Source organism: Enterococcus sp. M190262 (assembly GCF_005843965.1).
GTDB classification, from domain to species: Bacteria; Bacillota; Bacilli; order Lactobacillales; family Enterococcaceae; genus Enterococcus_D; species Enterococcus_D gallinarum.
Genome location: NZ_CP040461.1, coordinates 3,224,488 through 3,250,293, shown reverse-complemented (window position 1 = coordinate 3,250,293; position 25,806 = coordinate 3,224,488). Strand labels below are relative to the sequence as shown.

21 protein-coding genes and 1 pseudogene are annotated in these 25,806 nt (G+C 40.8%); 19 read left to right on the top strand and 3 right to left on the bottom strand.

The window, feature by feature from the left end; translation table 11 throughout:
* The first annotated feature begins 133 nt into the window (after nt 1-133).
* The 5 genes and pseudogenes from FE005_RS15325 to FE005_RS15305 all read left to right on the top strand — a co-directional run bounded on the left by FE005_RS15325 (nt 134) and on the right by FE005_RS15305 (nt 4,897).
* Nucleotides 134-1,009, top strand: a complete 876-nt coding sequence (locus FE005_RS15325; protein ID WP_138372153.1) for a carbohydrate ABC transporter permease — start codon at nt 134-136, stop codon at nt 1,007-1,009.
* Nucleotides 1,006-1,827, top strand: coding sequence for a carbohydrate ABC transporter permease (locus tag FE005_RS15320; protein WP_138372152.1), 822 nt, complete (start codon nt 1,006-1,008; stop codon nt 1,825-1,827). The genes FE005_RS15325 and FE005_RS15320 overlap by 4 nt, the downstream gene beginning before the upstream one ends.
* Nucleotides 1,828-1,852: 25 nt before the next feature.
* Nucleotides 1,853-4,042, top strand: a complete 2,190-nt coding sequence (locus FE005_RS15315) for an alpha-galactosidase (protein WP_138372151.1) — start codon at nt 1,853-1,855, stop codon at nt 4,040-4,042.
* A 355-nt stretch (nt 4,043-4,397) separates the two neighbouring features.
* A pseudogene (locus FE005_RS15310) lies at nt 4,398-4,625 on the top strand ((4Fe-4S)-binding protein).
* Nucleotides 4,625-4,897 (top strand): GNAT family N-acetyltransferase, encoded by a 273-nt coding sequence (locus FE005_RS15305; protein ID WP_003126008.1) that lies wholly within the window; start codon nt 4,625-4,627, stop codon nt 4,895-4,897. Before FE005_RS15310 ends, FE005_RS15305 begins: the two are co-directional and overlap by 1 nt.
* Before the next feature lie 78 nt (nt 4,898-4,975).
* On the opposite strand, the gene FE005_RS15300 is transcribed toward FE005_RS15305, so the two are convergent.
* The gene (locus FE005_RS15300) at nt 4,976-6,730 is read right to left on the bottom strand and encodes an ABC transporter ATP-binding protein (protein WP_138372150.1); all 1,755 of its coding nucleotides are present in this window, start codon (nt 6,728-6,730) and stop codon (nt 4,976-4,978) included.
* Nucleotides 6,727-8,451, bottom strand: coding sequence for an ABC transporter ATP-binding protein (locus tag FE005_RS15295; RefSeq protein ID WP_138372149.1), 1,725 nt, complete (start codon nt 8,449-8,451; stop codon nt 6,727-6,729). Before FE005_RS15295 ends, FE005_RS15300 begins: the two co-directional genes overlap by 4 nt.
* 414 nt (nt 8,452-8,865) lie before the next feature.
* Between FE005_RS15295 and FE005_RS15290 the strand changes: the two genes are divergently transcribed.
* From FE005_RS15290 to FE005_RS15230, 13 genes are all read left to right on the top strand, one after another.
* Nucleotides 8,866-9,927 carry an LCP family protein gene (locus FE005_RS15290; RefSeq protein ID WP_081131461.1) on the top strand — a complete coding sequence of 354 codons (1,062 nt, stop codon included), beginning with the start codon at nt 8,866-8,868 and terminating at the stop codon, nt 9,925-9,927.
* Between the two features lie 559 nt (nt 9,928-10,486).
* Nucleotides 10,487-11,899 carry an arginine-ornithine antiporter gene (arcD, locus tag FE005_RS15285; protein WP_135172042.1) on the top strand — a complete coding sequence of 471 codons (1,413 nt, stop codon included), beginning with the start codon at nt 10,487-10,489 and terminating at the stop codon, nt 11,897-11,899.
* Nucleotides 11,900-11,910: 11 nt separating this feature from the next.
* A complete protein-coding gene (locus FE005_RS15280; protein WP_138372148.1) occupies nt 11,911-13,026 on the top strand; it encodes an aminotransferase in 1,116 nt (371 codons plus the stop codon).
* A 42-nt stretch (nt 13,027-13,068) separates the two neighbouring features.
* Nucleotides 13,069-14,292: an arginine deiminase gene (arcA, locus tag FE005_RS15275; RefSeq protein ID WP_138372147.1), complete on the top strand. Its 1,224-nt coding sequence runs from the start codon at nt 13,069-13,071 to the stop codon at nt 14,290-14,292.
* A 51-nt stretch (nt 14,293-14,343) separates the two neighbouring features.
* The gene (gene argF, locus FE005_RS15270) at nt 14,344-15,366 is read left to right on the top strand and encodes an ornithine carbamoyltransferase (protein WP_171917423.1); all 1,023 of its coding nucleotides are present in this window, start codon (nt 14,344-14,346) and stop codon (nt 15,364-15,366) included.
* 16 nt (nt 15,367-15,382) lie between these two features.
* A complete protein-coding gene (gene arcC / locus FE005_RS15265; protein WP_003126017.1) occupies nt 15,383-16,318 on the top strand; it encodes a carbamate kinase in 936 nt (311 codons plus the stop codon).
* Between the two features lie 23 nt (nt 16,319-16,341).
* Nucleotides 16,342-17,031 carry a Crp/Fnr family transcriptional regulator gene (locus tag FE005_RS15260; protein ID WP_230320935.1) on the top strand — a complete coding sequence of 230 codons (690 nt, stop codon included), beginning with the start codon at nt 16,342-16,344 and terminating at the stop codon, nt 17,029-17,031.
* A gap of 184 nt (nt 17,032-17,215) precedes the next feature.
* Nucleotides 17,216-17,677, top strand: coding sequence for an arginine repressor (locus FE005_RS15255; RefSeq protein ID WP_225585845.1), 462 nt, complete (start codon nt 17,216-17,218; stop codon nt 17,675-17,677).
* Between the two features lie 346 nt (nt 17,678-18,023).
* Nucleotides 18,024-18,968 (top strand): cation diffusion facilitator family transporter, encoded by a 945-nt coding sequence (locus tag FE005_RS15250; RefSeq protein ID WP_138372146.1) that lies wholly within the window; start codon nt 18,024-18,026, stop codon nt 18,966-18,968.
* A gap of 809 nt (nt 18,969-19,777) precedes the next feature.
* On the top strand, nt 19,778-22,432 hold the full coding sequence (locus tag FE005_RS15245; protein ID WP_138372145.1) for an HAD-IC family P-type ATPase: 2,655 nt from the start codon (nt 19,778-19,780) through the stop codon (nt 22,430-22,432).
* A 144-nt stretch (nt 22,433-22,576) separates the two neighbouring features.
* On the top strand, nt 22,577-22,978 hold the full coding sequence (locus tag FE005_RS15240; protein WP_081131456.1) for a MarR family winged helix-turn-helix transcriptional regulator: 402 nt from the start codon (nt 22,577-22,579) through the stop codon (nt 22,976-22,978).
* A 14-nt stretch (nt 22,979-22,992) separates the two neighbouring features.
* Nucleotides 22,993-23,631: a nitroreductase family protein gene (locus FE005_RS15235; RefSeq protein WP_034704225.1), complete on the top strand. Its 639-nt coding sequence runs from the start codon at nt 22,993-22,995 to the stop codon at nt 23,629-23,631.
* A 124-nt stretch (nt 23,632-23,755) separates the two neighbouring features.
* The gene (locus FE005_RS15230) at nt 23,756-24,115 is read left to right on the top strand and encodes a DUF1304 domain-containing protein (protein WP_005470923.1); all 360 of its coding nucleotides are present in this window, start codon (nt 23,756-23,758) and stop codon (nt 24,113-24,115) included.
* A 181-nt stretch (nt 24,116-24,296) separates the two neighbouring features.
* Here FE005_RS15230 and FE005_RS15225 read toward each other — a convergent pair whose 3' ends face one another.
* Nucleotides 24,297-24,899, bottom strand: coding sequence for an ECF transporter S component (locus FE005_RS15225; RefSeq protein WP_138372144.1), 603 nt, complete (start codon nt 24,897-24,899; stop codon nt 24,297-24,299).
* A 103-nt stretch (nt 24,900-25,002) separates the two neighbouring features.
* Here FE005_RS15225 and FE005_RS15220 point away from each other — a divergent pair, with 103 nt between their 5' ends.
* A complete protein-coding gene (locus tag FE005_RS15220; RefSeq protein WP_003126028.1) occupies nt 25,003-25,599 on the top strand; it encodes a TetR/AcrR family transcriptional regulator in 597 nt (198 codons plus the stop codon).
* Nucleotides 25,600-25,806: the final 207 nt, after the last annotated feature.

Sequence of the window (25,806 nt, the reverse complement as noted above, 5' to 3'; positions counted from 1 at the left end):
TCATAATCAACAAATCAGATACGAACGATAGCTGCTGGTACCAATAATTTCCCATTAGAGGAGATTGTTAAGCAGCAATCGTTCGTATAGTCATTAGATTGGTGCCATAGTGTCGTTTGAAGGAGGAATCACCATGAAAAATAAATCGAAAAATTGGTTTGCGAATGGAAACGCGTTTATTTCTTTGCCTGTGATCTTGATTACACTATTAGTATTTGTTCCTATGATTTCAGCTCTTTTTACGTCTTTCCAGTCGGGACCGCCGACAACGATGTCATTCAACGGTTTGGGAAACTATCAGCGGATGCTGAGTGACTCAACCTTTAAGAAAGCTTTTGGTAATACATTTTTATACTTATTGATCCAAGTACCGATCATGCTGTTTTTGGCTTTGATCGTCTCGAACATACTAAATGACAAAAAATTAAAATTCAAAGGTCTTTTCCGAACGGCCTTGTTTTTACCTTGTATCACTTCATTGGTCTCTTACTCGTTGATCATGAAAAGTTTATTCTCAGCGAATGGGTTAGTCAATAATTTATTAATGCAAATTCATTTGATTGAGGTGCCGATTCAATGGCTAACGGATCCTTTCTGGGCAAAAGTCTTGATTATTTTTGCCATTACTTGGCGCTGGACAGGCTATAATATGATTTTCTTTATTTCTGGTATGCAAAACATTGATCCTAGCATCTATGAAGCTGCTGAAATTGATGGTGCGACTAAATGGGATCAACTTTTCAAGATAACTATTCCTAATTTGCGGCCAATTATTTTATTCACGACAATTACTTCAACGATCGGAACATTGCAATTATTTGACGAAGTACAAAATATTACAGGTGGGGGACCTGCCAATGCAACCACCACGCTCTCGCAGTACATTTATAATTTAAGTTATAAATTCACCCCGAACTTTGGCTATGCGGCGGCAGTATCCTTTGTGATCGTGATCGCTATTGTGGTCTTATCCGTCATCCAAACAAAATTAGGAGGGAAAGAAAATTGAAAACACTCTCTTTAAGCTTAAAGTATCTTTTCTTAGGTCTTTTGGCCTTTATTTCCGTCTTTCCATTTGTCTGGATGGTATTGGGAATGACCAATCAAACCTTTGACATTGTGGCAGGAAAAATCATGATCGGTGATCAGCTGGTGATCAATTTCCAAAATTTATTTGCTTCTGAACTGAACTTTACTCGTGCTTTGGGCAACTCTGCAGTGATCGCGGTCATTACGACCGTCTTCGCGTTGCTGTTTTCTTCCATGGCGGGCTATGGGTTTGAGATCTATCGAACCAAAACAAAAGATCGCATTTTCAATATTTTACTCTTATCGATGATGGTTCCTTTTGCGGCTTTGATGATTCCGTTATACCGCATGTTTAGTCAGCTTAGCGGAACCCCAATCGGAATCAATACTTTTGCAGTGGTCATTTTACCTTCTGTTTGTACAGCGTTCCTGATTTTCTTTTTCCGCCAAAATATCAAAGCTTTCCCTAAAGAATTAGTAGAAGCAGCCCGCATTGATGGGCTAAATGAGTTAAGTATTTTCTTCCGAGTCTATATGCCTACTGCTAAAAATACTTATGCAGCAGCAGCGATCATTACCTTTATGAATAGCTGGAACAACTACTTGTGGCCATTAGTTGCCTTGCAATCACCGGATAAACGGACAGTTCCGTTGGTTTTATCTGCGATGGGGGCTTCCTATACACCGGATTACGGCATGATGATGTGCGGGATCGTGATCGCCACTTTGCCAACAGCGATTATCTTTTTCGTATTACAAAAACAATTCGTACAAGGCATGTTAGGTTCTGTGAAGTGAAGAAAAGAGAAAACGAGGAAATGAAATGATCCATTTTGATAAAAAAAACCATATTTTTCATTTAAGCAACAACAAAATCAGTTATGTGATGCAGATCGAAGAAGGTGGAAATTTAGCGCATATCTACTTTGGAAAGAAAATTACCCATTATTCTGGCCATTATCGTTACCCACGATTAGATCGTTCTTTTTCGCCGAATCCAGCAGGCAGCAAGGATCGCTTATTCTCGCTGGATACGCTGATGATGGAATTTCCTGGGAATGGGTTCGGTGATTTTCGTGAAGCGGCATATGATATCCAACTGCCAAATGGCAGTCATGTTGCGCATTTTATCTATCAAAGCCATGAAATCAGTCAAGGCAAACCAGCACTTGCGGGGTTGCCTCAAACTCACGGTGCTCCGCAAGAAATCGAAACGTTGCAAATCATATTGCGAGATGAAGTTGCCGCGCTTGAATTGATTTTGAACTATAGTATTTTTACTGATACATCAGCAATCATTCGTTCAAGTGCCTTAAAAAATGACGGTCTTGAACCAATCGTTATCCATCAACTAGCCAGTCAATCACTGGATTTTCCCAACCGACCGCTTGATTTGATCCAATTGAATGGTGCATGGGCGAAAGAACGGCAAATCAGTCGAGAACCAGTTCAGACAGGTATCAAGAAATTGGACAGCAAGCGAGGTTCCAGCAGCCATCAACAGAATCCTTTTGTTATTTTGGCAGATCCCGCTACAACAGAATTCTCGGGAGAATGTTATGGCGTTAGTTTACTGTATAGCGGCAATCACGAAATGATTATCGAAAAAGATCCTTATGATCAAACGCGGCTCATCATGGGCATCAATAGTTATCGATTTGCCTGGACAGTACCACCTCAGGAAAGCTTCCAATCACCAGAAGTGGTTACAGTTTATAGTAATCAAGGGCTCAACCAAATGTCACAAACCTATCATCGCTTTTATAATAGTCATCTTATTCGTGGACAGTATCAGCTGACTGAACGTCCGACGTTGATCAATAACTGGGAAGCCACTTATTTTGATTTCGATGAAGAAAAACTGGAGCAGATCGTCGATGAAGCGAAGGCATTGGGAATTGAATTGTTTGTTTTGGATGACGGTTGGTTTGGTGCACGAGAAAATGATTTGACTTCTCTGGGTGACTGGTATGAGAATGAAGGAAAGTTAGCTTCTGGTCTGCGAGGGTTTGCGGAAAAAGTCCATCAGAAGGGTTTGAAATTCGGTCTCTGGTTAGAGCCGGAAATGATCTCAGAAGCGAGCGAGTTGTATCGTCAGCACCCCGAGTGGGCCTTAAAAGTACCTGGACGTTCTCCCGCATTAAGTCGCAGTCAGTTTGTACTGGACTTTTCTAGAGAAGATGTTCGGAAACATATTTTTGATCAGTTAGCCCTTCTATTTAACGAAGTACCCATTGATTATATTAAGTGGGACATGAATCGCAACATGACGGATGTCTATTCATTGTTGTTAGATCCTACCCAGCAAGGGGAGGTGTTCCATCGCTATATTTTAGGTCTGTATGACTTTTTAGAACGATTGACAGCTGCTCATCCCACTATTTTGTTTGAAGGATGTTCTGGCGGGGGTGGTCGTTTTGATGCAGGTTTCTTGTATTACATGCCGCAGATATGGACGAGTGATAATACCGATGCGATAGCCCGTTTGAAAATCCAATATGGAACCAGCCTGTCATACCCGGCTTCTAGCATGGGTTCGCATGTTTCAGCAGTGCCTAACCACCAAACACAGCGGATCACTGACTTAGCGATCCGCGGAAACGTTGCAATGTCTGGTGTCTTGGGCTATGAGCTGGATTTGACGACAGTGACCGATGAAGAAAAAGCAGCCATCAAAGAGCAAGTTGCCTTTTATAAAAAACATCGACAACTCTTCCAATATGGCACGTTTATTCGCTTGTTGAGTCCTTTTGCAGGAAATGATACTGCGTGGATGTACGTTTCTGAAGATAAACAAGAAGCGATTGTTTTCTATTTCCGTGTATTAGCCGAAGCATCTGCACCGCTAATCACTCTCAAATTGGCGGGATTAGCGGCAGATACAGTGTATCAAATGGGGGGATATAAAATCGGCGGCGATGAATTGATGCAGATCGGTTTCTATATTGATCCTGCTTTATCCGGCGACTATGCAACACAAATGGTTCATCTAACAGCGATCAATAATGACTAAGGTTCTTTTCAGTAATCACTATCAAATGAAATCAAACGAATAGAGCTGTAACAGAAGCAAAAGCAGACGAAATGATCCAAACTGGACTTGAGAAAGAATTCTTCTCTCTGTGACTAGGGACGAGGATCGGATTGTAGAGAGGATTCGATGTGTCTTCGGATCGTTTGTTTGTTGAAGTGCTTATGTTGCAGTTTTTTCTAGTAGAGCTGTTTTTTCTGCTAAATCTTTTACGTATAAATGGCGATTGTTTTATTTTTTTGTTGATTTAGCTTATGATGAAGGCGGTCAATAAAAGTCAAGCAGTGACGGAGGGAAAACAACGACAGAGCACTTAAAAGAACACGCAGAGGAACAGTTGCTTGCTGATGGGTATCGCAAATATCATGGCTCAGCATTCGATGTTTATTCTCACAAAGACATTTGTATTCACAGTGGAAAGTGTGTTTGAGGTAATCCAACTGTTTTTGAGGTAGGACGTCGACCGTGGGTCATTCCCGATAATGCTCAAAAAGAACAAGTTGCTCAAGTGAACCAATCTTGTCCAAGCGGCGCATTAAAATTTATTCAAAGGGGAGAAAACTAATGGAAATCAAGGAAGAAAAAAATCGTTTTGCCTTATTAGACGGCGAGAAAGAGATCGGCGAAATGACTTGGTCAAATGCAGGAACAAAACGAATGATCATTGATCATACTTTTGTCGATCCAGCCTATCGTGGTCAAGGACTGGCAGAAAAGTTAGTGGCAAAAGGGGTAGAAAAAGCGCGTGCGGAAAAGAAAACAATCATTCCACTCTGTCCATTTGCAAAAAAAGAGTTTGAACGTAAACCGGAATATAGCGATGTTTGGAGTAAATAACAATTCTCAATTTTAAAAAAAGAAGTGGTTCTTTTAGGGAACCACTTCTTTTAGCGTTAATCTATCAACATGTGCCTGTTAATGTTGAAATTGAGCATGGTAGAGACGGTAATAATACCCTTTTTCCGCTAACAATTCTTCATGAGTACCTTGTTCGACGATTTGACCGGCATCCATAACCAAAATTTTATCAGCCGCACGGATCGTTGATAAGCGGTGGGCAATGACGAAACTGGTTTTTCCTTCCATCATTTTCAAAAAGGCATCTTGAATTTTCTTTTCTGTCAGTGTATCGACTGAACTGGTGGCTTCATCGAGGATCAGCATCGGGGGATTACTGATCATAGTACGAGCAATGGTCAGTAATTGTCGCTGCCCATCGGAAATCTTGATGCCTTGTTGCCCAATCGGCGTATCCAATTTATCTGGTAACCGCATAACGTATTCATACATATATGCATTTTTTAAAGCATCGTATATTTCTTCATCGGTAGCCGTGTCATTGCCATATTGGAGATTCTCTCTTAAAGAAGCATCGAACAGCCACGTGTCTTGAAGGACCATACCAAAACTCTTTCGTAACGCTGTTCGCTGCAATTGACGAATATCGACGCCGTCTACTCGGATAGTTCCCTGATCAACATCGTAGAAACGCATCAGCAAATTGACTAGTGTCGATTTACCGGCACCAGTCTTTCCGACAATTGCCACCGTTTCACCTGGTTCAGCTGTAAAAGAAAAGTTTTCGATCAGTTTTTGTCCTGGATCATAAGCAAAAGCCACATTTTCAAAGTCGATTTTACCTTTGATTTCCTTCATCGTTTGTGTTGCTGTGTCATCCACACTTTCTGGCACTTGATCCAATAACTGGAAGGTTCGTGCCAAACCAGCTAATGCAGTCTGAATCTGAGTGGTGATGCCTGACAGTTCAATAAATGGTTTTGAAAATTGGCTAGAATAGATCGTAAAGCTTGAAATCATCCCAACTGTTACCAGCCCCGAGCCTGAAAAGTACAATAAACCACCGACGAAGCCGACAGACAGATAGGAAAGATGGTCAACAAAACGGGAAAGCGGATTGGTCAACGAGGAAGAAAACTGTGCTTTTCGGCCACGAAGGTTTAATTCGTCATTGATCATTTCAAACTGTTCTTGGTTGATTGCTTCTCGTTCAAATGCTTTGACAATTTTTTGATTGCCTATCATTTCGGTAACGAATCCAGAAATTTCACCGACGATCTCTTGTTGACGCGCAAAATCTGCTTGTGATGTTCGTGCCACGATCCAATTGACTAAAAAGATGATCGGTGTTGAAACAAGAACGACGAGAGTCAGTGGCACACTCATCTTAACCATGACTACCAAGGCAATCAGCACGACAGAGATACCGGAGAATAATTGGTTGAAGACAGCAGCAACCGCAATTGAGATATTATCCATGTCATTGGTAAAGCGACTGACGATATTCCCGTGAGACGTTTGATCGTAATAACGCAAGGGTAGTGTATTTAAATGAGCAAAACCTTCTTTGCGCAGATCAGCAACAGACAGATAGGCTACTCGATTCCCTAATCGTTGGATCAGCCATTGACTGACAACAGTAACGATCACTACACCGCCAAACAACGCGAGAATGCGATAAAGTTCTTCGAAATGAACCTTGCTAGGACCAATCATTTTATCGACAGCCTGACCTATTTCATAAGTCATAAAAACCGTTGAGATGCCAGCAGCGATCCCTAAAACGACAGCAGTCCAAGTTTCTTTGGCATACACAGCGAGATAGGGGAGGTAGCGGCGGAAGGCAGACCAATCAAATGATTTCTTTTTCATTCTTCTTCCTCCTCTTGAGATGCCACAATTTCTTGATAAGCTTTGGAAGTGATCATCAACTCGTCATGGGTGCCTTTGGCGACCAGATTTCCCTGATCTAACACTAAGATCTGCTGTGCGTCTTGAATCGAACGAACACGCTGAGAAATGATGATGATCGTTCCGCGAATTTTTTCTTTTAAAGCCATCCGCAGATCCAGATCTGTTTGGTAATCTAGCGCACTTAATGAATCATCCAAAATCAATATATCAGGTTTAGCAATAATTGCTCGAGCAATCGTTAAGCGTTGCTTTTGCCCACCAGAAAAGTTCTTGCCTCCTTCAAAAATCGGCGTATCCAACTTTTGCGGTAGTGCTTCGACGAAGTCGCGACTTTGGGCGATCTCTAATGCTTGCCAGCATTCCTCGTCTGTCGCATCTTTTTTTCCCCATTGTAAGTTTTCACGAATCGTACCAGTGAACAGAACCGCCGTTTGAGGAACCATGGCAATTTTTTGTCTTAATTGTTTCAGCGGCCACTTGCGTACATCCTGTCCATCAACGATCACTTTACCAGCAGCTGTGTCATAAAATCGCGGGATCAGTTGCGTTAATGTCGATTTCCCACTGCCAGTTGGACCAGTGATGCCCAAGGTTGTGCCAGGAGCAATCTCAAAATCGATATTTTTTAATGCTAAGCCATAGTTAGGTGAAAAGCGAAAGTCCACATGTTCGAAACGAAGGGCACCTGCCTGTTTTTGTTGATCCATAAAAACCTCAGATAAACTATCATCAATCGACGGTTCTGTATCAAGAACTTCATTGATCCGTGAAGCCGAAGCAGCAGCGCGAGTAAAAATGATGACGAGATTCGATACAACGATCAGTGCCAACAGCATTTGGTTCATATAATTGACCAACGCCAGTACTTCCCCCTGTTCCAAGTTTCCGATGTTCACTTTGAAACCGCCAAAGTAAAAGAGTGCAATAATTCCTAAATTCATAATCATGGTTGTAGCTGGGGTCAATAATGCAGAAAGATTGGTCACACGAATATAGACATTGGTCAAATCATCTGTGGCTTGGTCAAAACGTTTGGTCTCAGTTTTTGTTCGAGCAAAAGCACGAATCACACGAATACCGCTCAAATTTTGGCTGACTAGTTCATTTAGTTCGTCCAAGCGGATCTGGACTTTCTTATATAATGGCACTGTCTTGCTAATGATCCAAAATAAAATGATACAAAAAAGTGGCAGCACACATAAGAAAATCAAGCCCGCTTGCCAATCGATGACAAACGCCATGATCACTGAACCAATACTCAAAAAAGGTGCTCTGACGACTAAACGGATCAACATAGCCAATGCAACTTGCATTTGGTTGATATCATTGGTCATTCGAGTGATCAACGTATCTGTTCCAAATAGATTCAATTCATTGTGGGACAACAAATTGATTTTTTTCATTAATGTATTGCGTAATTCTGTGCCAAAACCTTGAGAAGCAGTGGCTGCATAGTATTGACAGATGACCGCACAGATCATCCCGATGACAGACATCGCAATCATCCAGAGGGTCATTTCAACTACTTTCGACCAATTGTTTTGGCGAATTCCATGGTCCACGAGTGCAGCCATTTGGAGTGGCAAAACCAGTTCAAACACAGCTTCTAAAAACTTAAAAAAAGGACCTAAGACGATCTGTTTACGATAGTCTTTGGCATAGCGTAATAATCCAATCATAAAAACCTCCTGTAAAAATAAAATAGTCAATGAAAGAAAAAATGCATCCGGAGAGGAATTCTCCACTGTGAATTTACGAATAAAAAATCTTTCGTTTCTAGCATATCTTACCATAGTTCCAAACTGAGGGGGAGCAATCAAGAAAGAAAAGAAAGTTTCATTTTTATTTCAGAAACAAACAATTAGTTTTCAATTTTTTTGATAATTATACGATAAATACTGCGTATGATACTTTACTTGGCTATGATCTTTTTAGATTTTTTCAAGGAAAAATCATAGGGAAATTTTTTCGAACAAATTTGCATTAGCATAAAAATTCACAGCAAAAATATAAAATATCTTAAAAAAATAGGCGCTGAAAACAAAATCTGGTACAATCGGGGAGAGTGAAGTAGGAAACATGAAGGAGGCACTATGGATAGAAAGTCGAAATTTAGCAAACAGCGGGCCCGCAAAGCTCGTAATAAGCGCCGAATCATAGGAGGCGTCGTACTTTTTGCGATTGCAGGAGTCTTTTTATTTGCAGGATATACGTATTATGCTGCAAAAAATTCTGTGGATAAAATGTTTAAAGAATCCGCTGTGATCAAATCCAATAAAGAAAAAGACAATTCATTGAAATCAGCAAATGTTGATTCTAAATTTGGGATCCTGTTAATGGGGGTCGACAATGATGCTGAACGAGAAAAGAAAGAGCATCTAGATACGACTCGAGCAGACAGTTTGATCTATATGGTCTATGATGGCGAAAATAAAAAGATCGACATGGTAAGTTTACCTCGAGATATTTGGACAAATATCTACGATGGTACCGGAAACGGGACGGTCGTCAACACGGCAAAAATCAATAGTGCATTTGCGATTGGTGAGGAAGATGCAACGATTGAAACGGTGCAAAACTATTTGAACTTGCCAATTGATTATTATGTCAATATCAATTTTACAAGTTTTGAGAAGATCATTGATGCAATCGGCGGTGTTACCGTAGATGTTCCTTATGACATTAATGAAAAGTATACTTCGGACAATTCTGGTAAAACACTGATTCCAAAGGGCCGACAGTCGTTGAATGGAGAGCAAGCATTGATTTTTGCTCGAATCCGTAAAATGGATACTGACGTGGACCGTGGCAATCGGCAGCAAGAAGTCATTGAAGCAGCCATTAGTCAAGCATTGAAAATCAATAATGTCACAAAATATCAGGAGATTCTTGACTCTGTCAGTGACAATGTCAATACCAACTTTAAGTTTGAAGACTTGGTTTCACTAGCTGGGAATATGCTTTCTGGTTTTACTATCGATAAACATACTTATGAATGGTATGATGGTGAATCTTATGATGGCCAGTCAATCGTTTATATTCAAGATTACTCCTATAATGAGATCCGTAATGATATGCTGAAAGCATTGGGTCAATTAGATGAGACGACATCAGAAAATCAAGGGACGACTACGGATACAAGTACAAACTATTAATGAAATGATGTTCTTTTATAATAGGAAATAATAAAAAAAGAAACGCTGCGGCGTTTCTTTTTTTTGTTTCTAAAAGGGCCGTTTTTGGCGGTCGTATGCAATAAATTCATAGGTCTTTGAGAAGAGAGTGGTTTTGGACATGTAGCTAGAAAATGATTGATTTTCTTCAAAAAATAGACACTATTCAATTTTTCTAATGAAATTCTTAGAAAAAAATATCTGAATGATTATGAGTTAGAGGAGAAAAAAATGGGTAAAAAAAGAGGATAAAAGCGATTATTCATTACGGATGAATAATGCCAATTTTTTGGCATTGGAAATGATAACTGAACCACAATGTAAGCGTTTTTAACTCGTTATCATATACATGTACCTGATAAATAATTGTTATTTCTCAGGAAGAAGAGTGATTGATTTCAGCTGAAAAAATCAATAAATAAAAGGAAAGAGGCGAGAGAGTATTTCATTTAGCTAGATTGGTTTTAATGATTTTTGTGATTTTTTTTGCAAGTGGGATTTATGCAAGTTACTACACAATACTAAAGAAAGTTGGAGAACAATGGAAAAGAAAAGAGGAATCAGTAAAATCGGCTTGATTGCCTTAGTAGTCAGTTCATCCATTGGTAGTGGAATCTTCGGTATCACGAATGACTTAGCGATGTCCGCTGCTCCTGGACCTGCAATCATCGCCTGGATCATCGTCGGAATTGGCATTCTTGCATTAGTTTTATCATTGAATAATTTAGGCGCCAAACGACCAGATTTAGACGGCGGTATTTTTGGGTATGCAGAAGCGGCATTTGGGAAATTAGGAGGTTTTATCAGTGGCTGGGGCTATTGGCTCTCTGCCTGGCTGGGAAACGTCGCCTTTGCGACAATGCTCATGAGTGCAATTGGTGAATTTATACCCGCATTCAAGGGAGGACAAAACATTCCGTCTATCTTACTAGCAAGTGTTTTTATTTGGGTATTGACCTTTCTGGTGAATAACGGAATTGAGAGCGCTTCATTTATCAACACAATTGTTACGATCTGTAAATTAGTTCCTTTGTTTTTATTTATGGTTATCGCACTCGTTAGTTTTCATGTCGATATTTTCTCAGCAGATTTCTGGGGAAATGTCAGCAGCTCACTACAAAGTGGTGCTTCTGTCAGTCTCTGGTCACAGATCAAAGGTTGTCTAATGGTGATGATGTGGGTCTTTGTTGGGATTGAAGGGGCAAGTGTTTTAGCCAATCGTGCGGAAAAACGGTCAGATGCCCAAAAAGCATCAGTCATCGGTTTGCTTTCCTTGCTAGTCATCTATGTGCTAGCTTCCTTATTGCCATACGGCGTCATGTCGCAAGCTGAATTGATGGCGTTACCACAACCAGCAATGGCCAACATTTTGCGCTATATGGTTGGAGAGTGGGGTGCAGCCTTTATCAATATCGGTCTGATCATTTCCATCATTGGTTGCTGGCTGTCATGGACGATGTTACCAGTAGAAACAACCTTATTGATGTCCCGCGATGGGATGCTGCCAAAAAGTTGGGGCAAGGTCAATCGAAAACAAGCACCAAGTTATTCATTGTTTATCACTGCTGCATTGACGAACGTGTTCTTGTTAACGTTCCTTGTGACCGATTACGCGTATCAATTTGCTTATTCAATGTGTACCGCAGCGATTTTGATTTGTTACTTGCTCGTGGGGATCTATCAAATGATTTATTCCTATCAGCAAAAAGACAATAAACAATTGTTTATTGGTGCAGTCGCAACGGCCTTTCAGATCATTGGGATCACATTAGCAGGCTTTGCCTATGTTCTCTTATGCAGCATCGCCTATTTACCAGGATTCTATTTCTACTTACGGGCATGTAAAGAGAACAACTATCAAATCAGCAATAGGCAAAAAATTGTCATGGCTGTGGTCAGTTTAGCAGCAGTATTATCGATCGTAGCAATCGCTACTGGAATGATCTCAGTATAAGGGGGTTGATTATGGATATTGCTAATTTTGGTGTCGAGGAATGGTTGAATATCTGGGAGAAAAAAGCAACCTATGACATTGCCCAAAGTTCTATCGAAGCACTGACGCTAGAGGAAATCATGGCCTTCAGTGGCAAAACGAGTACAGATTTTTTGAAACGTGTCGCGCAGCAGCCTTTAGATTATGGCTGGATCGAAGGATCGGATCGGTTCAAAGAACTCGTCGCTTCATTATACCAACACATGACACCAGCGAATATTTTACAGACAAACGGAGCTACAGGAGCAAATTTCCTGGCACTATTCGCTTTGATCGAAAGCGGGGATCATGTTGTCTCCATGCGGCCAACGTATCAGCAACTCTATGATTTGCCAAAAGCATTTGGGGCAGAAGTAGACTTTGTTGAATTAAATCAAGCAAACTGGCAGCTTGATCTAGCAGTTTTGAAAGCCAAAGTGAAACCTGAAACAAAAATGATCTGCTTAAATAACGCGAATAACCCCACCGGTACGCTATTTGATCAAGAGCAATTACAGCAGATTGTCGCCATCGCTAAAGAAGCGGATGCCTACATTTTAGTAGACGAAGTCTATGCACCATTAACAGAAGAAGGCACATTTTGTTCCATCGTCGATTGCTATGAGAAGGGAATTGCCACCAACTCTTTGTCAAAAACCTACTCAACGCCAGGCATTCGTATCGGTTGGACTGCCGCTAGTGAAGAACTCACGGAACATTTTCGTAAATACCGAGATTATACGATGATTTGTGGCGGTGTTATCGCTGATGAAATAGCGATTCAAGTATTGGAAAACAAAGAGCAGATTATCGCACGAAACAAGAAAATCGTCGCAGAGAATCTTGCCATTGTCAGGCAGTGGGTAGACCAAGAACCGAAAGTGGAATTAATCGTTCCCCATTATGTTTCTACGGCATTTATCAAGTTGAAGATCCAACAAGAGGACTATCAATTCTGTGTGGATCTATTAGAAGAAACTGGGGTCTTGCTTGTTCCGGGAACAGCTTTTGGGGTACCAGGGCACGCCCGCTTAGGTTATTGCTGTAAGAAAGAGACGCTAGAAACTGGTTTGAGATTACTCTCAGACTATTTAAAAAAAGTTTCATAGAAAAAGGGAAACAAATTGTATAGGAATGAGGAGGATGAAAAAATGAATGAACCTATTCACGTTTTTTCAGAGATTGGACGATTAAAACAAGTGATGCTTCATCGTCCAGGAAAAGAATTGGAAAATTTAATGCCGGATTATTTGGAACAATTGCTGTTTGATGATATTCCTTTTTTACAGCAAGCGCAAAAAGAACATGATTTCTTTGCCGAAACATTGCGAAATAAAGGGGTTGATGTGCTTTATTTGGAAGATTTAGCAGCTGAATCTTTGACCTCTACAGGACTCAAGGAACAATTTGTTGCAGAGTACTTGCAGGAAGCAAACATCCAAAGTGAAAACACCCGCAAAGTGATTGAAGAATATTTACTATCGATCTCTGATAATCGTGAACTGATCGACCGAACGATGGCAGGATTGAGAAAAAATGAAATGAAGATCGCTAGCCATCAGAATCTGACCGATCTTGTAGACGATCAGTATCCGTTTCTGATCGATCCAATGCCGAACTTGTACTTTACCCGCGATCCATTTGCTACGATCGGAAATAGTGTTTCCTTGAACCGAATGTATTCAGAAACGAGACGAAGAGAAACATTGTACGGCAAGTATATCTTTAACTATCATCCAATTTTCAAAAAAGAAGCCGAGCATCTTTTATACAATCGGGATGAATCCACACGAATCGAAGGTGGCGATGAATTAGTCTTGTCATCAAAAGTGTTAGCTGTTGGGATTTCACAACGTACAGATGTCGCTTCAATTGAAAAATTGGCGAAAAAATTATTTGAGAAAGAACCGACTTTTGAACATGTGCTAGCTTTCAATATCGGTGAAGAGCGTAAATTCATGCATTTGGATACGGTCTTTACAATGGTGGATTATGACAAGTTCACTATCCATCCGGAAATCGAAGGCGAGTTAACGGTTTATTCCATCTCCAAACAAAATGACCAAATCAAAATCTATGAAGAAAAAGAAACATTGGAACGGATTCTTTGCCGCTATCTTGATTTAGATGCAGTGGAACTCATTCGTTGCGGAGGTGGAGATATCACAGCAGCTGCCAGAGAACAATGGAATGATGGTTCGAACACGTTGACGATTGCACCAGGAGAAGTAGTCGTCTATGACCGAAACTTGATCACGAATGAAAAACTAGTCGAAGCAGGGGTCAAACTTAATTACATCCCAGGAAGTGAACTCGTTCGCGGACGTGGCGGCCCTCGTTGTATGAGCATGCCATTTATCAGAGAAGATCTTTGAGCAACCTGAAATTTACAAAAATAAAGACTAACGGTATCATAGGAGGAATGAATAATGGAACAAGTATTTCAAGGAAGAAGTTTATTAGCAGAAAAAGATTTTACGAAAGAAGAAATCGAGTATCTGATTGACTTTTCGATTCACTTAAAAGGACTCAAGAAAAAAAATATCCCGCACCGCTATTTAGAAGGAAAAAATATTGCCTTGCTCTTTGAAAAAACATCGACTCGGACACGGGCGGCCTTTACGACAGCTGCCATCGATCTAGGTGCTCACCCAGAATTCTTGGGCGCCAATGACATTCAGCTAGGTAAAAAAGAATCTGTTGAAGACACAGCGAAAGTGTTAGGCAGTATGTTTGACGGAATTGAATTTCGCGGCTTCAGCCAGCAAGTCGTCGAAGATTTAGCGAAGTATTCTGGTGTTCCTGTATGGAACGGATTAACAGATGAATGGCATCCAACCCAAATGATCGCTGATTTCATGACGATCAAAGAGAACTTTGGCACGTTGAAAGACATCACGTTGGTGTATGTGGGAGATGGCCGTAACAATATGGCGAATAGCTTGTTAGTTACTGGTGCGATTCTTGGGGTCAATGTTCGAATCTGCGCACCTAAATCCTTATTCCCAGAAGACGACGTCGTTCGTTATGCCAATGAATTTGCCAAAGAATCTGGCAGCCAATTGATGATCACAGATGACACTGCTGAAGGTGTTCGTGGTGCGAATGTCCTTTATACGGACGTGTGGGTATCAATGGGTGAAGAAGACAAGTTCACCGAACGAGTCAATTTGCTAAAAGACTATCAAATCAATATGGATTTGATCAAAGCGACAGGTACACCAGACGACCGCTTGATTGTTTTACATTGCTTGCCTGCCTTCCATGATACGAATACTGTCTACGGAAAGAAAATCGAAGAAGAATTCGGGATCAAAGAAATGGAGATCACTGATGAAGTCTTCCGCAGCAAATATGGCCGTCAATTTGAAGAGGCTGAAAATCGGATGCATTCGATCAAAGCAATCATGGCCGCTACTTTAGGAAATCTATTTATTCCAAGAGTGTGAGAGGACGAGGGATACCATGACGAATAAAAGAACAGTAGTCATCGCATTAGGTGGAAATGCGATCTTGACCGATGATCCTAGCGCAAGAGGGCAGCAACAGGCGCTTAGACAAACAGCCAAACATTTAGTATCTTTGATCAAACAAGAGATCCAAGTAGTGATCACCCATGGAAATGGACCGCAAGTTGGGAATCTCTTATTACAGCAACAAGCAGCAAACTCTCCCAAAAATCCTGCGATGCCATTAGATACCTGTGTCGCTATGACTCAGGGAAGTATCGGTTATTGGTTGCAGAATGCATTAGAAGAAGAATTAGCAGCAGAAGGCTTACCAACAAAGGTAGCAACGCTGGTCACTCAAGTAGTAGTCAGTGAAAAGGATCCAGCATTTGCCGATCCGACAAAACCAGTAGGACCTTTCTTGACTGAAGAGCAAGCCCAGCAGATGATGACAGAAACCAATGCGATCTTTAAAGAAGATGCCGGTCGCGGTTGGCGCAAAGTCGTTGCCAGCCCGAAACCGATCACAATCCATGACCAAGCCAGCATTCGTGCATTGGTCGACAACGATTTTATTGTCATTTGTGCAGGTGGCGGAGGGATACCCGTTACTGAATCAGGACAAGGAGTCGAAGCCGTGATCGACAAAGATTTTGCTTCAGAGAAACTGGCAGAGGTCTTGGAGGCAGAAGAGTTGATTATTTTGACAGGTGTCTCTAAAATTGCCTTAAACTATGGAAAAGACAATGAGCAATGGTTAGACCAAGTCAATTTGACAGAACTGGAACAATACATCCAGGAAGGTCACTTTGCGCCAGGAAGTATGTTGCCAAAAGTTCAAGCAGCGATGGATTTTGTACAGGTTAGCAAAAACAATGTTGCGATCATTACCTCGTTAGAAGACCTAGCTGATTTTGATCACGAAACAGGGACTCGTATCATTTCTGATTAACTGGCAAACAAAGTATTGGAGTGATGGATATTAGTGGAAACATGCGAGAATACGTAAAAGACAATTTTGATTGTCTAAAAGTGCTGACGCAAGAAAACAGGGAACGATTGGAAGAAAATATGTATTGCCGAACCTTTCCTAAAGGGCAGATTCTATTCAACGATGGAGATTTGCGTGATCGTATTTTTGTTCTGTGTAGCGGACTGATTCGTATCGAAAAAAATGATCAAACCGATTCTTTCTTTTATACGGATTTCATCAGTGAAGGTGAACTGTTTCCGGTAAATGGCCTTTTTGAAGCAGCGTGTTATGACTTTTCTGCCATTGCGGTGACAGAGATCGAAGTCGCGTATGTGGCAACTGCTGTTTTGGAACAATTGATGGTAGCGGATCGAGAATTATTGAAAATGATCGTTAAGAAACAAGGTCGAGTACTGGAACAGCAAGTGACCAGAATGCAATACTGTATTACTTCCAGTGCCCATGATCGTGTCATCAATACACTAGCGATCCTTATGAAAAAGCATGGAAAGCTAGATGAGTCTTGGTATATTCCTTATCCGATCATGATCAACGATCTTGCGAAATTCAGCGGTACGACGAGAGAAACGGTTAGTCAAGTGCTGAAACAATTGATCAAACAGAAAAAAATTTCCTACCAATATAAAGAATTGATATTTATCGATGATGCGTTTTTCCAATTAGATGAATAATAAAAGCACTGTGACGACAATCATTAAAGGGTGGGATCGATTTTCCAAACAACTACTGTAGCAAGCAGCTGATTTACGGATGATCGATCTCGCTTACTTTTAAATGACTCGAGTGTCCATCAGTGATAATTTTTTGAATGCGGATACATGACGTATCCGCAGATAATGGATAGAGTAGAAGCAGGTGATCATTTTGAAGAAAAACCAGCGACAAGCGATTATCAAGCGTTTGATCCTCAACCAAGAAGTAGAGACACAAGAAGAATTGATGCGCTTATTGAACGAACAAGGCGTGTGTTCCACACAAGCGACCATTTCAAGAGATATGCGGGAGTTGAATATCGCAAAAACTTATACGAAAGAAGGCAAAACGAAGTATACGATGATTGCTACGGCGGAAGCAGATGTGACCGAAAAGCTGAAGCTATCGATGAATGAATACTTGAAATCAATTGAACAAGTGGAGTTCATCACAGTGATCCATACTGTCAGCAATGGGGCAGATGTTATTGCGAATTATCTAGATGAAATGGATCTTGAAGGGATTGTTGCCACGATGGCTGGCTTTGATGTATTATTGATTCTCTCGCCATCTAAAGAGCAAGCCACACAGTTGATTCATCATTTAGAAAAATATATCGACTAGCGGCGACGATGCCCATCACCAATGCTTGACCACCATTGCCTCTCGGCACGAACAAGCATGGAACAAATGAATACAGAATCAACCAGAGACAAAAAAGCAACGCGATTCACTCGGAACGACAAGCCAGAGAATGACAGTTACTGTCGCAATCCTCTCACTTGTAGCTAGCTTTCGAAGGAGAATGCAACGCTCACTTGTCTCTTTTTTTGTATTAAAAAAGTTAAATTCTATTTCTGGGCCTCGTCAGCGCTAAGCGCAATTGTTTTCCTCCTCTATTGGAAGGTGCTATTCTTAAATAAGCAGAAAGAAACACTTGATAAAAGTGGACAGAACGGAGACATAGAAAATGAAAGAGGCCGATCAAGAAAAACGACAGGCACGAGGGATTGTCTTAGTCACGCATATTATTGCAGCAGTGGTCAAAATCATTGGATTTCTTTTCAGCGGCAGTGCGGTGTTGATGAATGAAAGTATTCATAGTGTCATTGATTGTCTCAATCAGGGATTACTAGCAATCGGCGAAAAACGAGCACGGCGCGGCCGAAGTGAACTTTACCAATTTGGTGAGGGGCGCGCGACTTATTTTTTTAGTACGGTTGTGGCAATGACGGTCTTTTTCGGTGGCGGCCTGTTGGCAATCATGGAGGCAAGTCAGGATCTTTTGGATCCTACCCACGAAGTGGAGAACATCCAACTAGTTGCAGCCATTCTTTTTGCTGGTTTTTTTATTGAAAGTTCAGCAGTCCAAAGTGGATGGCAAGAAATCAAAGAGCAAAACACGGATAAACAGCCGTTGATCGCTTTTTTGAAAGAAAGCCGAGAGAGCGAGATCCTTTTAGGCTTTACAGAAGACTTGTTTGCATTGATCAGTGTGAGCATTGCATTGGTGGGTATTTTATTGACAGCAATCACCAACAACCCCATCTTTGATTCTTTAGGGGGTGTCATTGGTGGGGTCCTTCTAGTGATCGTAGCTGGTTTTTTAGGGAAAGAATTTTATAGTTTATTGATCGGAGAGAGTGCTTCGAAAAGTGATCTGAAAAAAATTCGTCAAGTATTATCATCTAGGGAAGTAGGTGAAGTGATTGACCTGCGTACTCTGCATTTAGGTCCAGATGAATTACTGATCGTTGCTGAATTGACGATTTCTCCTAAAGTAACTTCGAGTGACTATGAGGTGATCGATCAATTGGAACAAGAAATTCGCACAGTATTAGCTCCGAAAAAAACATATATTTACTTAGAGACAGAAAGACAGCAGCAAGAACAGGTAAAAAAACCGATTCCATGAGGGGAAGAAGACCTCAAAGGAATTGGTTTTTTTACTAAGCAGTGGTTAGTTTTCCTCTAGATGATAAATATCTGGGGTTAAATGATCTTCTGCTACTCTCAAACCCGTTCGTAGTATTTCAAATGAATACTTGCGGCAGGCTGATTTCTTCAAGAGGATCACTTCTTTTTCTGGGTTGACTTGGATTGAATTGGGTTGACTTAAAACGAATAAATTCAGGTGGAAAAGCGCGAGCGAAAGAAATTTCTTATTAAAAAAAGTTGTTATTTTTTTTATTTATTTCACAAGGAAAGGGATTGCTCTATCAGATTTATTTGTGAAAAGAAATCGGAAATCTTGATTCTCTTTATTTTAGATTCAAATTTACATAAATTTTGTTCTTTATCTTAATGATATTGATATTTTTCAAGCAAAATAATTTACCTGTCTTTTATTCCATGATAACTTAAAGATAGAAAGATAGTTTTTTTCACAAAGTAAACATCCTTATCTGCAGACACCCTTTTACGAAGTACCCAGATCTCCCTTTCTAAAACCAATGATTTTCAATTGCTGTGTTCCAATCAACTCGTAAAAAACTTGTGGAGGCGTTTTCCCATCTGTATTCGCATTCGATCAAGATTACAGACACCCTCACAACATACGAAAGAAGCAATCCTTGCTTGATTTTTCCGTTTTGTCAATCATACGCCCTGACTCCAAGCACAAGTGACACAACTTTACTTGAAGCCATAATTTGTCATGGACAAAATCTCACTATAAAAACAGAGCTATAGACATAGAAGATACTTATACAAGGAGGAGAATAGATGGAAAATTTTTATCAACGAACACCGACAGAAACACTTGAATACTTTCATTCAGATCAGACGAAAGGGCTTAGTAAGCAAGGCGCAAAAGAGGCGCTAGATACATATGGTGAAAATACGATTCAGCAGCAAGAATCGACCTCCCCTTGGAAATTGTTATGGCACAATTTAAATAATCTAATCGTTTATTTATTACTAGCCGCCGCATTGCTCTCTTTTGCGATGGGAGAAACGATAGAAGGAATTGCTGTGTTGATTGCGGTGGTAATTGCCGTGATGACTGGTTTTGTGACAGAGTTGCGTGCACAAAAGTCAATTGATTCCCTTCAGGAAATGATTTACACTACCGCAAAAGTGATTCGTGATGGGCAAGTGATGGAAGTCGAATCTGCTGCGATCGTTCCAGGGGATATTCTCGTTTTGGCAGAAGGTGATGCGATCGCTGCCGATGCACGTTTGCTGGAAAGCCGCAATTTAGCCTGTATTGAGTCCGCATTGACGGGCGAGTCCGAAGCTGTAGAAAAAAATGCGGCAGAACAATATGATGAAGACGTCCCCTTAGGTGATCGCCGCAATGTTGTTTTTGCAGGAACAGCAGTGACAAGAGGAAATGGCTATGCCGTCGTTACAGCCATCGGGATGAAAACGGAAGTCGGAAAAATCAGCGATATGCTGACTGGAAACAAAAGCGCGAAAACACCTTTGGATATCGAGCTGGATAAATTAGGGAAAGCAATCATTATTGCGGCACTCTTTGCCGCCGTGACGGTCCTAATTGCAGGTCTTCTAACGGATCAGCCTTTGGTAGAAATGCTGCATATCTCAATCATCCTTGCAGTAGCAGCCATTCCAGAAGCAATGCCCGCTGTCTCAACCATTACTCTTTCTCGCGGCATGCGGATCATGGCTGAACACAAAGCATTAGTCAAAACCCTCTCAGCGGTTGAGACTTTGGGCGCTACGAGTATCATTGCCAGTGATAAAACCGGGACATTGACAGAAAATCAGATGACGATCGCTGAGATCATTCTAAGTAATGGAGAGCACTACACTGTGACCGGTAATGGGTACGAACCGATGGGGAGCTTCCATAAAGAAGGACAAGAAATCTCAGTCAATGAAGAGCCAGCACTTCAAGCGATGATTGAAAACGGTGCACTATGTACGTCCGCTTCTTTGAAAGAAACGGATGGCCAGTTTGAGGTCCTAGGAGATCCAACCGATGGAGCGTTTGTTGTATTAGGAAAAAAAGAAGGCATCGATCGTCAAACACTGATGGATCAAGGCATTGAAAAAATCGCTGAGCTTCCTTTTGATTCAGAAAACAAATTTATGATCACCGTCTATGAAAAAGAACAGCGAACGTTGATCATGAAAGGTGCACCGGATGTTTTGATTGAGAAAGCTGCCGTCGATCCGTCTGTGAAAGAGCAGTTGAACGACATCAATCATACACTAGCTTCCAATGGGCAACGAGTGATTGCGGTGGCACAAATCAGTAACTATCAGGGTGGTTTGTCGGAGTCTGAGCTGACAGAATCATTGGATAATTTAGAGATCCAAGGTTTTGTTGGCATCATTGATCCCCCACGAACAGATGTTAAAGAAGCTGTCAAAATCGCTCAAGAAGCGGGGATTCGTGTCAAAATGATCACAGGTGATCACCCGCAAACTGCCTCCATGATCGCACAAGAAATTGGTTTGATCGATTTTGATAAGACGATGACGGGAAAAGAGATCGACGCCTTGGCAGGTAAAGAAGCGTTTAATGAACGGATCGAAGAAGTGGCTGTATTTGCTCGGGTTTCGCCGGAAAATAAACTTCAACTAGTCAAAGCACTGCGGGAAGAAGGAGAGACCGTGTCGATGACTGGTGATGGCGTGAATGACGCTCCTGCTCTTAATGGTGCCGATATTGGGATCGCGATGGGCATTCGCGGCACGGAAGTAGCTAAGGAATCTTCTGATATGATCTTGACTGATGATCGCTTTGGGACGATCGTCGACGCAATCAAAGAAGGAAGAATCATCTTTGACAATATCAAAAAATACGTTTCTTTCCTTTTTTCTTGTAATATGGTCGAAATCGTGACAATCTTTCTAAGTGTCATTTTTCTTCTTCCCATGCCGATTCAACCGCTGCATATTTTGTTCTTGAATCTAGTGATCGATATCGCTCCTGCGATGGCGTTGGCCTTTGAACCTGCAGAAGAGGACCTGATGAAACGTCAGCCTCGTTCCAAAGAAGACAGTTTGGTCAATAAACGATTCTTAGGTCGAATTATTTTAAGCGGGATAGTGATCGGATTGACGGCATTTGGTTTTTTTAGTTTTTTGATACAAACAAATCATGAATTAGCTTATGCCCAGACCGCTACGTTTACCTTTATGGCAATCGCACAACTGATGCATATTTTTAATGTTCGCAAGCAAAGCGGATTTGGATTAGACAAGTCTTTCTTTAAGAATAAACCGTTGATCGGCGCACTGATCCTTTCGATGGGATTGCAGTTGTCAGCTGTTTATCTCCCTTTCATGAATGAATTATTAGGGACTTCACCATTGCAAGCTGGCACATGGGGAATCATTTTCTTAGCGGCTAGTCTTTCCACACTGGTTGTAATGGGATTAAAAAAAGCCTTTCAGTTGAAGTGAAAAAAACAGCAAGAAAACCAACGATGATGTTGGTTTTTTTGTTTGCTTTTTGTCTATCGCAGGAAATTATTTACAAAAGCAAGAAAAAAAGTTATTATTGACGAGTCAACGATTGATGAGTCAATTATTAGAGAGGAGTATTCCATGCAGCTAAGAGAAATCAGCCGCCTGCTTTATCAGTTGAAAATTGCCAATCAAGAATTGACGGCAACTTTTGAAAAAAGCACCGGATTCAGTCTGACCCGATATGAATTAATGATGTTCATCAAAGAAAATGGACGTTGTTCGCAATCTGACTTACAGACTGAATTGAAGATCGATAGTGCAGCAGTTACAAGACATCTAAAAATTTTAGAACAAAAGAATTATGTAGTGCGGGAAAGGAACAAAGACAACAATCGTGAAGTCTTTGTGGAAATAACACCTAAAGCCAAACAAGAGCTGTCTGCTTGCGAGAAACACCAAGAGAAGGAAGCATTCGCCCTATCGCTGACCGAAGAAGAAGCAGCTGCGTTTTTGCAGTTGTTGAATAAATTAATGAAATGAAAGAGGCTACTAATATGTCAACCAATAGAGTAAACAACGATTTTTCAGATATCACTTTTGGAAGAAAATCCGTCCGTGTCTATGATGAGACGGTCAAAATCTCTCATGAAGAAATGTTAACGATGATTCAAGAAGCAACGACTGCCCCCTCATCTGTTAACATGCAACCATGGCGTTTCGTTGTCGTTGAAAGTGCTGAGCAAAAAGCAAAACTAAAACCACTGATCCGCTTCAACACACGCCAAAACGACACATCGGCAGCCATGATCTTGATATTTGGTGATTTAGCTTGTTATGAATACGGGGAAGAAATTTACAATCAAGCAGTTGAAGCAGGAAAAATGCCGGCAGAAGTCAGAGACCAACAATTGGCAACGATCATTCCTTACTACAAGAGCTTCACGAAAGATCAAATGACCTCCATCGTAAAAGTTGACGCCAGCTTAGCGGCAATGCAGCTGATGTTAGTCGCGCGTGCCCATGGCTACGAAACGAATCCAATTGGTGGCTTTGAAGCAGACCAATTAGCAGAGGCTTTTGATGTCGATCCAGAACGCTACGTTCCAGTTATGATTCTATCAATTGGTAAAGCTGAAGAATTAGGCTATGAATCCATTCGTTTGGATGCAGAAAAAATCACGACATTTAAATAAATCTACTCTTACTTTCTATGTGGTCTTCCGTTTGTCTTTGTGTTCGCTAGAAGCATGAAGGACGGAAGATTGCTTGGTTTACTTTATAATAAAGAAAACCAGATTTAAAAAAGGAGGAAGCAAAATGTCCACTATTACTATAGGTTTAATCATGTTCGTTGCACTTGAATTTCTATTTATCATGTATTTGGAAACTTTTGCGACTACTTCAAAGAGAACACAACGGGTTTTCAATTTATCAAAAGAAGAATTAGAACGCCCTTCACTGAATACATTGTTCAAAAATCAAGGAATCTATAATGGGTTAATCGGCATCGGCTTGCTCTATAGCGTGTTTCTTTCCGCTTCTCCTGTCGAATTGAGTCGCCTGCTTTTGATTTATATCATTTTAGTTGCTCTGTATGGCAGCATCACTAGTGACAAAAAAATTATATTGACACAAGGCGGTTTAGCAATCCTTGCATTGATAGCAACTTTTTTCTGATTTCTGAAAGATAATCAAAATGACCTCTCACAGTTACGTGTTCCATTAAATGATGGAACCGTTGCTAGTGAGAGGTTTTTTTGTTGATTTCATTTGTTAAATGAGAGGACAAGTTTGCACTTGTCGTAAAAAATGATAGGATAAAGCTAACGATACAAACCTAAAAGAATCGGACTTTTGCTCAGCGGTTTTCTGGACGTAAACTGGTGGCTGCGAAAAGCGCTTTGACTAATATTGGTGTCAGGATCACTGCTGTGATCACTTCAGAAACGCCGTTAGTCACTGCAATAGCTCCTAATGTGACAAACAAAGCGGAAGCATCAACACCATAGGTAGTGGCCACCAAACTAGTGTACAGGGTTCCCATCAACGTTAACACGAGAACCGTGTTGGTAAGGGTACCAAAGATGGCTGCAACAATAGAAGCAAGGACGACTTTCTTTGTTTTACGATAGAGCCAAGTAAACAATACACCAGCGACGAGACCTACTAAGACCCTTGGCAGGACTGAGATGATCGGATTAGTGAATACTGTGATATCCAAAGGGGTCGTAGGGGAAGTGAATGCCCGAATAATCGTGAAAATCCCCCAAACCAAGCCGATAAACATCCCATCTTTCGTTCCTAAAACAATGGCAGCAACAATGACCGTGATATGAATGATCGTCAGACTAGTGATGCCGATAGGAATAAAGCCAAGGAAAGGTACCATAGTTTGTAAGATAATGATTGCGGTTAGAATTGCACGGATCACTAAACGATACGTTTTGTTTTTTGTGTTCATGAGAAAACACCCTTTCTTATATAATGACACTCGTGTCATTTTTATGTTAGGATGATTATACAATAAAATGACACAGGTGTCATTAATAAAGTGAGGTGGAAGCATGAAAAAGCCGATCGAAGAAAAAAAACGGCAAAAACGAGAAGCGATTTTGGAAAGTGCCAAAGTAGTATTCAGCAAGAAAGGATTGATCGATGCGACGATGCAAGACATCATCGAAGAATGCGGCATTAGTCGCGGCGGGATCTATCTGTACTTTCAATCGGTGGATGCGATTTTCTTAGAAGTGCTGCAACAACGTTCGCAACGACGGTTTAATGAAGTTCGAGCAATGATCAAAGCGAATGCTTCTTTCGAGACTATCTTGACGAAATATTTTGAAGATCATAAATACCGATTGCTTCATAGCATATCCGACAGCATGCTGCGAGCGACGTATGAGTATTATTATACGCATAAGTCAGTTGAGACGAGTTCGTTGCAGCAAACGCAGTTGACTGAGACGAAACGCACGATCCAAGAGATTTTTCAAGTTGGAGTTGCGCAAGGCGTGATTGCCGATCGGAATCTGGAAGCAATCGCAGAGAACTATATGTTTGTTATAGAAGGTCTGGGTATTTTAGCTTTGACGGGTCATATTCAAGAAGAACAAATCGATCATCAAATTCAAGTGATGCGAACACTGTTGCCGTACCAATAAAAGTTTTTAGAAGCTGTGATAGAAGATAATACAAAAAATGGAGAAATAGCCTTTCTCAAGTTCGATTGAGATCGAACGATCTCTGGACTTTTTTGTAGTGAATTCTTTTGTTACGGCTTTTTTCTACGGCTTTGTAATCTTTTTGAAATCAAGAACGGTTTGTATCTTACAGATACTGCTTGATTTCATAAACTCACCAACTTAGAT